The following is a 12,274-nucleotide window of genomic DNA, read 5'->3' as shown; positions in this document are numbered from 1 at the left end:
TGACCGGCCCGCACCGCCGTGCTGTACTCCGGACCATGACCGACACCTCTGTCCACCTCTGGCGGAAGGTCCACCTGGACCTCGTCCGCTACGTGGGCTGTGTGTGTCACGTCGCCTGCTGAATTCGCATCTCTCACCCGCGCGCGCCACTGTCGTGATGTCTGCGCGCACCTCGCGAACACTCATCAGGACGGTGCACGTGTCTGTCTCCCCTTCTGCCTCCGTGTCCCCCGCCGCGCCCTCGCAAGCCCCGACGCAGGCGGACCTGCTCGACTTCGTCCGGCGTGCGGCCGGCGACGCCGAGCTGATCGCCTCGCTCCCCCTCGACCCCGAGGGCCGCACCTGGGTGCGGCTCGAAGGCCCCGGCGGCAGCGAGGCCTGGCTGATCGGCTGGCCGCCCGGCAGCGGGACGGGCTGGCACGACCACGCCGAGTCGGTCGGCGCCTTCCTCACCGCCGCCGGCGAACTCAAGGAGAACTCGCTCGCCGCCCGGCTGCCGAGCAACGGCTGGAAGACCCTCGAACTGGAGGAGGGCGTCGACCGCGAACGGCGACTGCCGACCGGTAAGGGCCGCGCCTTCGGTCAGCACCACGTCCACGAGGTGCTGAACGAGTCCTCCGAAGAGCACGCGATCTCCGTCCACGCCTACTACCCGCCGCTGCCGCAGATCCGCCGCTACAGCCGCACGGGCCCGGTGCTGCGCCTGGAGCAGGTGGAGCGCCCGGAGGACTGGCAGTGAGTGCCGCACGCGAACAGCCCCTCGGCATAGACGAGTTGCTGGAGCGGGCGCGCGGGACCTACGAGCGGATCGAGGCGCGGGCGGCGTACGAAGCGGCCCGCGACGACAAGGCCCTCCTGGTCGACATCCGCTACGCGGCCCTGCGCGACCGCGACGGCTTCATCCCCGGCGCCCTGGTCGTCGAGCGCAACGAACTGGAGTGGCGCCTCGACCCCCGGGGCAGCCACCGCGCTCCCGAAGCCACCGACCACGACCTGCGCGTCGTGGTGATCTGCAACGAGGGCTACGCGTCCACCCTGGCAGCCACGTCCCTGCACCAACTGGGCCTGCACGGCGCGACGGACCTCGTCGGCGGCTTCCAGGCATGGAAGGCCGCGGGGCTGCCTGTCACGTCGTAGACAGTCTGTCCACGACCTGACACACCGGGTCCACGACGTGACGCACCGGCCCGCTCACGACCCGTCGGAGGGGCAGTAGAGCGGGGCGGTGTCCGCGTTGGTCCTGGTGATCAGGCGGGCCGGTGTGGTGGCGATCTTCTCCACCTTCTCCTTACGGAGAAGGCTGATGGTGTTGGTGACGGCCAGTTCGCCGGTGTCCTTGGCCGAGTTGGAGACGGTGGCGGCGAAACGGCCGTCCTTGAGGGCGGCGAGTGCCTCGTCGGTTCCGTTGACCGTCACGATCTTGACCTTCTTGCCGCCGGCCGCGTCGAAGGCCCTGCGGGCGGCGAACGACATCTCCTCGTTGGCGACGAAGGCGTAGTCGAGATCGGGATGCGCTTTGATCATGCTCGCGGCGACCGTCTTCGCCTTGGCGGCGACGAACATGGCGGGCTGGTTCGCGACCACTTTCGCGTTCGCCGGCAGCCCTTTGGTGAATCCGCCGACAAGCAGGTCGGAGGCGGCACCGGGAGCGCCCGCGACGACACCCACCTGCACCTCGCGCCCCGCGGCGTCGTCCTCGATCCAGTCGGCGTCCAGCTTGCCCACCGCTTTCAGGTCGACGACGACGGCCCCGAGGATGTCGGACGGATCGGCGCTGACCGAGGTCAGGAAGATCGGGATGTGCGCGCTCCTGGCCTTGGCGATGTCGCTCTTGAGAGCGGTGGTGTTGACCGTCTGCAGGATGATCGCGTCGACATGGCGCGCGATCATGTCCTGGATGTTGGCCAGCTCCCGCGCGGCGTCCTGATGCGAGTTGACGGTGACGAGCTTCGCGAAGTTGCTCCTGGCCGTGTTCTCGATCGACTCCTGCAGACAGGTGTGGAACTCGGTGCTGCCGCCGTTGACGAACCCGAGGGTGGTGGGCCCGTCGTCGGCGGGCGTGGCACTGGACTCCAGTCCGCAGCCACTCAGTAAGAGACACGTACTGACCAGGAGGACCACCAGGGTTCTTCGGTGGTGAGCGGGCAGGGGCGAGGACAAGGGGGCCGCCTTTCAGGGCGTACGAGGACCGGTCGGCGAAACGACCGGAGGCACTCGGGCAGGCCTGGCTGCGGCTCAGCGGGCGGGGATGGCCGAGGGTCGGCAAGCGTGGAGGGCCGAGGTTCGGCAGCAGAAGCTACTCCCGCGGCAAACATGCGCACCCTCCGCGTCACGCACGCTAAGTCTGCGAAATACGTGCCCTCCGGTGAGACGCGTGGCCACTGGGACGGACGACTGAGGGTTCCCCTCGCCCGCGCTCGGGACGGACGGCTGACGCTTTCCCTCACTCACTCCCGGGTCGGACGGCCGGCGGTTTCCCGCGCTCACTCTCAGGACGGAGGATCCGGCGGCTTCCCGCGCTCGCTCCCTGGCGGTCGCCACCGTGACCGCACGGACGCGGAGTGCCACGCGTCCCGGCAGTGCCATGGCGACGAGGGCGAGGGTCCAGGCCACCGCGACCACCGTGAGGTACACGAGGGGCGTGACCGACGGTGCCGCCCGACCCGTCATACCGACGCTGAACGCGGTCAGGACGGCGAGGGCGATACCGCTGCCGAGCCCCGTGGCGAGCAGCAACACCGACAGCGCCTCGGTACGCAGCATCCGTAGCACCTGACGACGGGTCGCCCCGGCGAGGCGCAGCAGCGCGAACTCCCGGACACGCTCCGCGACCGACATGGCGAGCGTGTTGACCACGGCGATAGCCGTGAACGCCAGAACGAGAGTGCCGCCGGGGTCCGCTCGGCGGGCGTCTCCGCGCCGGGTGTGCCGGGTTCCCGTGCCATGCGTACACAGTCGTTTGTGCACAGGTGTCTGTGCACTGGGGCAATCCGGCATCTACGGCCGGGGGTTGGCCCCACCTCGGGCGCAGGCCCGGTGCTTGCCTGAACGCGGTCGGCGCCCCCGCGCGTCCACCGTGTTCAGGACGTTCGCACCACCAAGAGGTCAGAACCGGATCGATGCGGAACCGGATCGATCCCGGATCAGTACCCCTCGTCCCCGAGGAACTCCGTGTCCTCGCCCTCTTCCTCCAGCGCTTGCCGGACCACTCTGAGAGCCATGCCCTGGGAGTAGCCCTTGCGGGCCAGCATGCCCGCGAGGCGGCGCAGCCTCTTGTCGCGGTCGAGGCCCCGGGTGGACCGCAGTTTGCGGTCGACCAGTTCGCGGGCCGTCGTCTCCTCCTGCTCGGAGTCGAGTTGGGAGACGGCCTCGTCGATCAGCGTCGAGTCGACGCCCTTGGTGCGCAACTCCTGGGCAAGCGCCCGGCGCGCCAGCCCTCGGCCGTGGTGCCGGGACTCCACCCAGGCGTCCGCGAACGCGCCGTCGTTGATCAGTCCGACCTCCTCGAACCGCGACAGCACCTCGTCCGCCACCTCGTCCGGGATCTCCCGCTTGCGCAGGGCGTCCGCGAGTTGCTTGCGGGTGCGCGGGTTCCCGGTGAGCAGGCGCAGGCAGATGCCGCGCGCCCGCTCAGCCGGGTCCGCCGGCGGCTCCTCCTTCTTCTCGGCCCTCGACGAGGAGAAGTCGGCCCCGTCCACCTCGGAGGACTCTCCGAAGCCGCGGCCACGGCGCCCACGTCTACCGCGTGCGCCGTCACCGCGCGCCGTAGACCCTCGTGAGCCGCCCTCGCCACGCGCTCCGCGGCTGCGGCGCGAGCCGCGGCCGGGTGCGTCGTCATCGGCGGACCCGTCGCCGGGCGAACTGCCGCCAGGCGCCGAGCTCCTGAAAAGCCGACCAGTGCCCGCCGAACCATCGCCGGGCTCCGGGCCGCCGAAAGGCGGACCGGTCTCCCCCGCGAAACCGCCGCCCGGCTCGTCGCCGTACGGCCCGTCCATGCCGTACGGCTCCTCGGACGTGCCGTCCGTACCGTAGGCCAGGCCGTCACCGCCTCTCCCGCGCCCCTGCGGGGCGTCGGGATACGCGTACTCGGCCCAGTCCGTTCGTCGTGTCACGGGTCAGCTCTTGGCTGCCGTGGCCTTGGCCTTGGTGGTCTTGGCCGCGGCCGGGGCGGGCACCGCCTTGGCGGCGTCGTCCGTGGCGGTGGGGACCGCCCCGTCCGTGACCGGCTCGACGGCGGGCTTGTCCTTCTCCGGACGGACGCCCACGCCCAGCTTCTCCAGGATCTTCTTCTCGATCTCGTTGGCCAGGTCGGGGTTGTCCTTGAGGAAGTTGCGCGCGTTCTCCTTGCCCTGGCCGAGCTGGTCGCCCTCGTACGTGTACCAGGCGCCGGCCTTGCGGACGAAGCCGTTCTCCACGCCCATGTCGATCAGGCCGCCCTCGCGGCTGATGCCGTGGCCGTAGAGGATGTCGAACTCGGCCTGCTTGAAGGGCGGCGCGACCTTGTTCTTGACGACCTTGACCCGGGTGCGGTTGCCGACCGCGTCGGTGCCGTCCTTGAGGGTCTCGATACGACGGATGTCGAGTCGCACCGAGGCGTAGAACTTCAGCGCGCGGCCACCGGTCGTGGTCTCCGGGGAGCCGAACATCACGCCGATCTTCTCGCGGAGCTGGTTGATGAAGATCGCGGTGGTCCCGGACTGGTGGAGCGCGCCTGTGATCTTGCGGAGCGCCTGGCTCATCAGACGGGCCTGCAGACCGACGTGGCTGTCGCCCATCTCGCCCTCGATCTCCGCGCGCGGGACGAGTGCCGCGACGGAGTCGATGACGATGAGGTCGAGGGCGCCGGAGCGGACCAGCATGTCCACGATCTCCAGGGCCTGCTCGCCGTTGTCCGGCTGGGACAGGATCAGGTTGTCGATGTCGACGCCGAGCTTCTTCGCGTACTCGGGGTCGAGGGCGTGCTCCGCGTCCACGAACGCGACCTGGCCGCCGGCCCGCTGGGCGTTCGCCACCGCGTGCAGGGTCAGGGTCGTCTTGCCGGAGGACTCCGGGCCGTAGACCTCCACCACTCGGCCGCGCGGCAGGCCGCCGACACCAAGGGCGACGTCCAGTGCGGTCGACCCGGTGGGGATGACCTCGATGGGCTCGTTCGGCCGCTCGCCCAGGCGCATCACCGCGCCCTTGCCGAATTGCCGTTCAATCTGTGCGAGTGCGGCGTCCAACGCCTTCTCGCGGTCGGTTCCTGCCATGGGTTCCACCCGGTTTGCTTGAGTCGATCGCTTCACGTCAAAGACGCTAACGCCTGCCACTGACAATGCGTCCCGACGCCCGCCCAGCCTGTGGATAACTCGGACACTTCACCATCAAAAGCCTGTCGAAATGCCCGTCATGGCCTCGCCGAAGCTTCCATGAGAATGGATGTTCGATTTTCGTGTCAAGCGCACCACGCGGCACTCGTGTCATCGATGTCCCGTGACGCCGCACGCCGTGGCGACGCTTCGAATGACATGGAAATCCTTCCCGTGCCGGGGGTCGGGCTCGTTGACTGGCGGCAGCCAACGGCAACCGAGGACGGGAGAACTCGATGAAGATGCGGAAGCGCGCGGGGATCGCGGCCATGCTGATCACGGCGACCGTCGGCATCATGAGTCCGGCGGCGTCGGCCGCTCCCATGCCGTGAGAGACCAGCCTCGTGCACAGGCCCGCGCCGACACAGAGCACGGCGATCACCCCGGCCGGCGAGACCTGCACCGTCACCATCCTGTGCAGCGGTGGCTGCTACCAGTAGGAACCTCCACGAGTGTCGCGCGGGCCGTCGAACCGTCGGGCTTCCCGGCGCGCCCTCGAACTCCGATGCCACGGGCGATCACGTCCCGACCGGCCGACAGCGCACGTTCACCGCGGCTGCGTGGTCATCACCGTTCAGCAGCCCGAGCCGGACCGGGGCGCCACCGGGGTTGTCGAAGAGCCGGATGCCGTCGCCGAGCAGCACCGGCACGATGTGCAGGTCGATCTCGTCGATCAGTCCGCGCTCCAGGAGTTGTCGGCCGATCGTGGGCGAGAGCACTTCGAGGTTCTTGCCCCCGGCGGCCGCCAGCCCGATACGGACGGCGTCGGCCACATCGCAGTCCAGGAAGGTCACCCCGGGGGCGGGCGGCGCGTCGTCGGGGTGATGCGTGAGGACGAACACCGGCCCCTGCCACGCGCCGCCGTAGACGGTGCCGGCATCGGGGAAGGCGTCGAAGCCGTCCCGGCCGCCCAGTACGGCACCGGTCGTAGCGGCGTACTCCTCGACGAGGCCGGCCCGGAACGAGAACCCCGTCATCCAGTCCATCGCGTGGTCCGGCCCCGCCACGAACCCGTCCAACGACATCGTGAAGTGCCACAGCACCTTGCCCGCGGCGGTCTGTGGCTCGGTGTCCGCCAACTGCGGGGCGGGCGTGGTCTCGACGCTCTGCGGGGCCTTTGCGGTGGACATGATCGATCCTCCCTTCGGGGGCCATCGTTCCGCGGATTCCGGGCGGCTCTCACCCCCTTGGACCCGGCGCGCCCCCGAAACTCATCGCCACGCCCCTGGGAGCACTACTTCCGCCGTCGTACGGCTGGTGTCTTCGGCCGTACGACGACTGCGCGGCGCGTTCCCGCGAGGCTCGGGCCATGACTCGGACCCTGAAGACCCGCGTACGTCCCGCCGAGCGTCTCTGCCATGTGATCGGTGCCCTGCTGATCGTCTCCGGCCTGGTGCATCTCGTGGTGTTCGCGGTCGACGGCGGCCCCTGGTACGGGCCCGTCTCCTGGCGCAAGCCCGTCACGTTCGGGCTCTCCTTCGGGGCGACGCTGATCGCGGTCACCTGGGTCACGTCGTATCTGCGTGTCGGGGCCCGGCTGCGCACCGTGCTGCTCGTCGTGTTCGCCGCCGACTGTGTCGTGGAGGTCGGCGGCATCACCCTCCAGGCGTGGCGCCGGGTGCCGTCGCACCTCGACATGGAGACGCCCTTCGACACGGCGGTGTCCATGACGCTCGCGGTGGGCGGCGGTGTCCTGGTGGTGCTGCTCACCGTGTTCGCGGTGGCGTCGTTCAGGCACCGGCCGACGGGGCCCACGGGGATGGCGCTCGCGGTGCGTTCCGGGTTCGCGATCCTGCTCGTGGCGCTGGCCTCGGGCGCCGCGATGATCGCGCGCGGGGTGGTTCTCGCCCGAACCGGCCACCAGGAGGCGGCGTACCACTCGACGGCCCCGCTCAAGCCGCTGCACGGGGTGAGCCTGCACGCCGTCCTGGTGTTGCCCGCCCTGGCCTGGCTGCTGTCCCGCACGTCCTGGAGCGAGGCGGTACGGCGGCGGACCGTGACCGTCGCGGTCGGCTGCTACGTGGTCGCCGTGGCCGTGGCCGGAGTGTGGGCGGTGCTCACGTACTGACCGCGACGCCCCGATGTTCTCGCCGGATCATCCCTCAGGAGGAGCCGGAGGAGCCCTCTCCGGAGTCCTTCGGTTCGGAGTCGGTCGGGTCGGAGCCGGTCGCTTCCGGATCGGTCGGCCGCGAGTCGGCGCTTCCGGAGTCGGCCGGAGCGGCGGAGTTGGCCGTAGAGGCGGGATCGCTGGTACCGGCGGAGTCGGTCGCCGTCGGCTCCGCCGCGCCCGGTCGCCGTTCCCACAGGCCTCGCGCGCGCGTCACCAGGCCGGGACCGCCGGAGCCACGAGTGGTCCGGTGTCCCTGGACCCGGGGGTCGTCGGTGACGGCGTACCGCTTCACATACGCCCCGAGGAACGCCTGGAGCGTGGCGACCGCCGGGATGGAGATCAGCGCGCCGACGGCACCCAGGAGCGCGGTGCCGGCGATAACCGAGCCGAAGGCGACCGCGGGGTGGATGTCGACGGTCTTCGCGGTCAGCTTGGGCTGGAGCATGTAGTTCTCGAACTGCTGGTAGACCACGACGAAGATCAGCACCCACAGCGCGTACCAGGGGTTCACCGTAAAGGCGATCAGCATGGGCAGGGCGCCCGCGAGATACGTGCCGATGGTCGGGATGAACTGGGAGACCAGGCCCACCCAGACGGCGAGCACGGGCGCGTACGGGATGCCCAGCGCCTGCAGCAGGATGTAGTGCGCCACTCCGGAGACCAGCGCCATCAGGCCGCGTGAGTATATGTAGCCGCCCGTCTTGTCGACGGCGATCTCCCACGCGCGCAGCACCTCGGCCTGCCGGGCGGGCGGCAGTACGGAGCACAGCGCGCGCCGCAGTCGTGGCCCGTCGGCGGCGAAGTAGAAGGAGAACAGACCGATCGTCAGCAGCTGGAAGAGGCCCCCGAGCACCTGGGTGGACACGTCCAGCACGCCGGTCGCGCTGTTCTGCACGTACTTGCGCAGCCAGTCGGAGTGGAGCAGCCCCTCCTGGATGTCGACCCGCCTGAGGTCGGTGTGGAAGTGCCCGTTGACCCAGTTGATGACGGAGTCGAGGTAGTCCGGGAAGTCCTCGATCATCTTGATGATCTGGCCGGCGAGCATCGACCCGAGGAGAGTGATGAACCCGGCGCTCACGATCAGCAGGCCGAGGAACACCAGGAAGGTGGCCAGCCCCCGGCGCATGCCGTAGGCGGCCAGCCGGCTCACCGCGGGCTCGATGGCGAGGGCCAGGAAGAACGCGATGAGGATGTTGATCAGCAGCCCGATGAGCTGGTGGAAGGCCCAACTGCCCAGCTGGAACACGGCGACGAGGGCGAGCGCCAGCACCATGGCGCGGGGCAGCCAGCGCGGCATGCTGCCCGGGCCCGGCGCGGCGCCGTCGGCCGGGGGCCGGGTCGGCGGCGTACCGATCGGGGATGCCTGCTGGGCGTCGTGCCCGGTCTCGTCAGTGACTGCCACGGTGCAAGTCTCGCCTACGCCACTGACAACCGGTCACCGCCGTCGATCTTCGTGACCGATCAGCGACTTTCCCGCGGAAGATCAGCGACTTTGCGACGGAACGTTCATGACGTCGCAGACCACGCGCCACACGTCCTTGGCCTCCCAGCCCGCGTCCAGCGCCTCGTGCACCGTCCGCCCGCCGAGTTCCGTCATCACGTGATCGCGCGCGAAGCTCTCGGCATATCCCGCGCCGAAGTGCTCCGTCATCCGCTGCCAGAAGACCGTCAACCGCATGACACCAGTATCCCGCCCCTGAGAGTGGGACCAGGTCGGGACCCCTTGCGGAGACCGCTTTCCGTCCTACGGTCTGACGCATGGCCGAAACAGGAGCTTCCCCACTCCCCCCGACGCCCCCGGCGCACTCCCCGCTCTTCCGCGCCGAGCACTTCGTCTGGCTCACCGCGCGCGTGCTGGAACAGCGCCTCTTCGCGTACCACTTCCTCAACGGCGAACCCGATCCGGTGGAGACCGCGCTGGACGCCTACCGCAACGAGGACGGCGGGTACGGGCACGCGCTGGAACCCGATCTGCGCGGCCCGGTGAGCCAGCCGCTGCACACCGGTCACGCGCTGCGCGTCCTGGACGCGGTCGGGCGCTGCGGCGGGCAGCGGGTGGAACGCGTGTGCCGCTATCTGACCTCGGTCTCCACGGCCGACGGCGCCCTGCCGGCGATCCTTCCCGGCCAGCGCGGCTATCCGACGGCTCCCTTCGTGCCGATCGTGGACGACCCGCCCAGCGAACTCCTCGCCACCGGGCCGGTGGTGGGCCTGCTGCACCGCAACGAGGTCTGGCACGCCTGGCTGTTCCGGGCCACCGACTTCTGCTGGCAGGCCGTGGACTCCCTGGAGAAGTCGCACCCCTACGAGATCGAGGCCGCCGTGGCCTTCCTGGACTCGGCACCCGACCGCCCGCGCGCGGAGGCCGCCGCCGACCGCCTCGGCCGCCTGGTCCGCGAGCACCGGCTGGCCGCCCTGGACCCGGAGCACCTGGAGGCCTACCCGGTCGCCCCCGGGTACGCGCCCGGCGAACACCACTTCCCGTACGACTACGCGAAAACGCCGAGTTCCCTCGCGCGCGCGTGGTTCACGGACGACGAGATGGCCCGCTCCCTGGACCACCTGGCGGGCGATCAGCGGGAGGACGGCGGCTGGCCGATCCGCTGGCGCCAGTGGGCGCCGGGCATCGCCCTGGAGGCACGCCCCATGGTGACGATCCAGGCACTGCGCACCCTGAAGGCGTACGGCCGCGCCGTGGGCTGACCCCGGGTCGCCTCAGCCGCCGACGGCCCGCACGCCCGCCGTCACCAGCACGGCCGCCGCGACGACGAGCAGGAACGGTGCCCGCAGCACCAGCGCCACGGCGGCCGCCGCGAGCCCCGCGGCCCGGGCGTCGAGCACGAGCGCGTGCCCGTCGGCGAAGGTCTGCTGGGCCGTGAGCGCGGCGAGCAGGGCGACCGGCAGCAGAGCGGCGAGCCGCCTCACCAGCGGCCGTTCAAGGGCGCCCGCGGGCACAAGTAGTCCGGCGAGCTTGACGACGTAGCAGCCGAGGGCGGTCGCCGCGATCGCGATCCAGACGGTCAACGGTCTTCCTCCTGTGCGTCGCAACTGCCTTCTTCTGGTGCGTCGTTACGCGCCCCGCCCTGCCGACGACCCTCTACGTAGAGGGCGATCGGTGCCGCGAGAGCCGCCGCCAGGACCGGCACACCGGCCGGCAGCACGGGCAGCAGCCCCAGTCCCAACAGGACCGCGAGTGCGGCGACGGCACGCTCGGTGGTGGTCGTGAGCATGGGCGCGAGCAGCGCCAGGAAGACGGCGGGCCCGGCCGCGTCGAGACCCCAGGCGTCCGTGTCCCCGATGGCCTTGGCGCCCAGCGCGCCGAGCAGCGTGGTGAGGTTCCACAGCAGGTACAGGGTGAGCCCGGTGACGGTGAACCCGATCCGTGCGGCACGCCGTGTGGGCTGCGCGAGGGTGACGGCCGTCGTCTCGTCGATGATCCACTGGGCGGCGAACGGCCGCACCGCGCGCGGGAGGGCCAGCAACTGCGAGAGCCGCAGACCGTAGAAGGTGTTGCGCACGCCCAGGAAAAAGGCTCCCGCCGCGGCGGTGAGCGGATTGCCGCCGGCCGCGAGCGCTCCCACGAGCGCGAACTGGGAGGCGCCGGTGAACACCAGGAGGCTGAGGGCGCAGGTCTGCAGCAGGGTGAGCCCGCCACCGGCCGAGGTCACCCCGAAGGCGAACCCGGACAGCCCTACGGCGACCCCGACTCCCAGGGCGTCCCGTACGACGGCGGAGTCCGGCTTTCCTTCCTCCTGGATGCCTATGTCTTCTGAAGCGATCTGTTCTGCCACGTGCCGGACGGTACGAGCAGCCGGTGTCCAGCGTCTTGTACGTTCTTGCGCTCCCGCTGGTAGGCACCCGGGGGCACGCCCACGATCCGGGCGAAGTGCCGGTTGAGGTGCGGCTGGTCCGTGAACCCGACGGCGACGGCGGCCTCGGCGGGCGCCGTGCCCGCGTCCAGGAGCCGGCGTGCCTCCCGCACCCGGGCGTCGGTCAGCCAAGCGTGGGGCGGCATCCCGTAGGCACCCCGGAACGCGCGCAGCAGCGCGAAGGGACTGGTCCCCAGATCACCGGCGAGCCGCTCCAGGGTGGGCGGTTCCACCATCCGCTCCTCCAGCACGGCACGCGCGCGTGCGGCGACACGAGCGCCGGCTGTGGGCACGACGCGCTGCGGCAGCGGTCCGCCGTTCAGCCGGAGCAGTCTGGTGACCGCGACCCGCAGCAGGGTGTCGGCGGCGAGCGCGTTGCCCTCGTCGGCCGCGCGCAGGATCTGATGGACGAGCCCGACGGTGCAGGGGTCGTCGAGCACAGGACTGATGAAACCGGGAGTGCCGCGGATCGAGGTGGTCTCGGCGGCTATCGCGGCCACCACCTCGGGCGACGGGTAGACCGCCCCGTACCGCCAGCCCTCGGGCACACCCGCCCGGCCGGTGTGCGGAGTGTCCGGATTGACCAGCGCGAGCGCCCCCGCCCCGGCGGACACGTCGCCCCCACCGTGGTGGAACACCTCGACGCCGTCCGCGATGGCGGCGATGACGAAGTTCTCGTGCGTGTGCCGCACGAACGTCTTGCGGATGTACCGGGCCCGCAGCAGGTCGACGCCGGGCAGCTCCGTGTACCGCCAATGTCTCGCCAGCTCGCCCGAACCTGCCATACGGCCATTCTCCGCCACGGCGACGGAACGAAGCGGCCCCGCCCACGGCGACGGGAAGCCGCCGAAACGATCCTGGCCCCGGCAGTCGGTGAAGACAGAAACGATTCCGCGAGCCGCCGTCGCGGAATCCCCGCAGGTCAGACGCATTGTCAGTGGTCGGGT

At 70.6% G+C, this 12,274-nt stretch carries 13 protein-coding genes and 1 pseudogene; 4 read left to right on the top strand and 10 right to left on the bottom strand.

The window, feature by feature from the left end:
- Positions 1-199: 199 nt before the first annotated feature.
- Positions 200-739 carry a cysteine dioxygenase gene (locus OG496_RS40045; protein ID WP_405974324.1) on the top strand — a complete coding sequence of 180 codons (540 nt, stop codon included), beginning with the start codon at positions 200-202 and terminating at the stop codon, positions 737-739.
- A complete protein-coding gene (locus OG496_RS40040) occupies positions 736-1,137 on the top strand; it encodes a rhodanese-like domain-containing protein (protein ID WP_405974323.1) in 402 nt (133 codons plus the stop codon). The genes OG496_RS40045 and OG496_RS40040 overlap by 4 nt, the downstream gene beginning before the upstream one ends.
- 54 nt (positions 1,138-1,191) lie before the next feature.
- Here the strand turns inward: OG496_RS40040 and OG496_RS40035 are convergent, their stop codons facing one another.
- From OG496_RS40035 to OG496_RS40015, 5 genes and pseudogenes are all read right to left on the bottom strand, one after another.
- On the bottom strand, positions 1,192-2,160 hold the full coding sequence (locus OG496_RS40035) for a sugar ABC transporter substrate-binding protein (RefSeq protein ID WP_405974322.1): 969 nt from the start codon (positions 2,158-2,160) through the stop codon (positions 1,192-1,194).
- Positions 2,161-2,523: 363 nt separating this feature from the next.
- Positions 2,524-2,883 (bottom strand): annotated as a pseudogene (locus tag OG496_RS40030) (FtsX-like permease family protein); the annotation flags it as partial.
- A 260-nt stretch (positions 2,884-3,143) separates the two neighbouring features.
- The gene (gene recX / locus OG496_RS40025; RefSeq protein ID WP_405974321.1) at positions 3,144-4,112 is read right to left on the bottom strand and encodes a recombination regulator RecX; all 969 of its coding nucleotides are present in this window, start codon (positions 4,110-4,112) and stop codon (positions 3,144-3,146) included.
- Positions 4,113-4,115: 3 nt separating this feature from the next.
- Positions 4,116-5,249, bottom strand: a complete 1,134-nt coding sequence (recA, locus tag OG496_RS40020) for a recombinase RecA (RefSeq protein ID WP_405863945.1) — start codon at positions 5,247-5,249, stop codon at positions 4,116-4,118.
- A gap of 617 nt (positions 5,250-5,866) precedes the next feature.
- A complete protein-coding gene (locus OG496_RS40015; protein ID WP_405974320.1) occupies positions 5,867-6,478 on the bottom strand; it encodes a dihydrofolate reductase family protein in 612 nt (203 codons plus the stop codon).
- A gap of 179 nt (positions 6,479-6,657) precedes the next feature.
- Between OG496_RS40015 and OG496_RS40010 the strand changes: the two genes are divergently transcribed.
- Complete coding sequence (locus tag OG496_RS40010) at positions 6,658-7,416, top strand: hypothetical protein (RefSeq protein WP_405974319.1); 759 nt, start codon at positions 6,658-6,660, stop codon at positions 7,414-7,416.
- 34 nt (positions 7,417-7,450) lie between these two features.
- Here the strand turns inward: OG496_RS40010 and OG496_RS40005 are convergent, their stop codons facing one another.
- Together OG496_RS40005 and OG496_RS40000 are read right to left on the bottom strand one after the other, a co-directional pair.
- Entirely contained in the window at positions 7,451-8,860 is a 1,410-nt protein-coding gene (locus tag OG496_RS40005) for an AI-2E family transporter (protein WP_405974318.1), read from the bottom strand.
- Between the two features lie 81 nt (positions 8,861-8,941).
- Positions 8,942-9,136 (bottom strand): DUF3046 domain-containing protein, encoded by a 195-nt coding sequence (locus tag OG496_RS40000; protein ID WP_200687933.1) that lies wholly within the window; start codon positions 9,134-9,136, stop codon positions 8,942-8,944.
- Positions 9,137-9,216: 80 nt separating this feature from the next.
- Here OG496_RS40000 and OG496_RS39995 point away from each other — a divergent pair, with 80 nt between their 5' ends.
- On the top strand, positions 9,217-10,161 hold the full coding sequence (locus OG496_RS39995) for a hypothetical protein (RefSeq protein ID WP_405974317.1): 945 nt from the start codon (positions 9,217-9,219) through the stop codon (positions 10,159-10,161).
- A 12-nt stretch (positions 10,162-10,173) separates the two neighbouring features.
- Here OG496_RS39995 and OG496_RS39990 read toward each other — a convergent pair whose 3' ends face one another.
- From OG496_RS39990 to OG496_RS39980, 3 genes are read right to left on the bottom strand one after another with little or no spacing between them, the layout of a single operon-like run.
- Positions 10,174-10,482 carry an AzlD domain-containing protein gene (locus OG496_RS39990; RefSeq protein WP_405974316.1) on the bottom strand — a complete coding sequence of 103 codons (309 nt, stop codon included), beginning with the start codon at positions 10,480-10,482 and terminating at the stop codon, positions 10,174-10,176.
- Positions 10,479-11,249 (bottom strand): AzlC family ABC transporter permease, encoded by a 771-nt coding sequence (locus tag OG496_RS39985; protein WP_405974315.1) that lies wholly within the window; start codon positions 11,247-11,249, stop codon positions 10,479-10,481. Before OG496_RS39985 ends, OG496_RS39990 begins: the two co-directional genes overlap by 4 nt.
- The gene (locus OG496_RS39980) at positions 11,219-12,112 is read right to left on the bottom strand and encodes an AraC family transcriptional regulator (RefSeq protein ID WP_405974314.1); all 894 of its coding nucleotides are present in this window, start codon (positions 12,110-12,112) and stop codon (positions 11,219-11,221) included. The genes OG496_RS39985 and OG496_RS39980 overlap by 31 nt, the downstream gene beginning before the upstream one ends.
- Between the last annotated feature and the right edge of the window lie 162 nt (positions 12,113-12,274).

The organism is Streptomyces sp. NBC_00988, assembly GCF_045162645.1.
Lineage (GTDB): Bacteria > Actinomycetota > Actinomycetes > Streptomycetales > Streptomycetaceae > Streptomyces.
The sequence above is the reverse complement of the archived record's forward strand: the minus strand, read 5'-3'. Positions and strand labels throughout refer to the sequence as shown.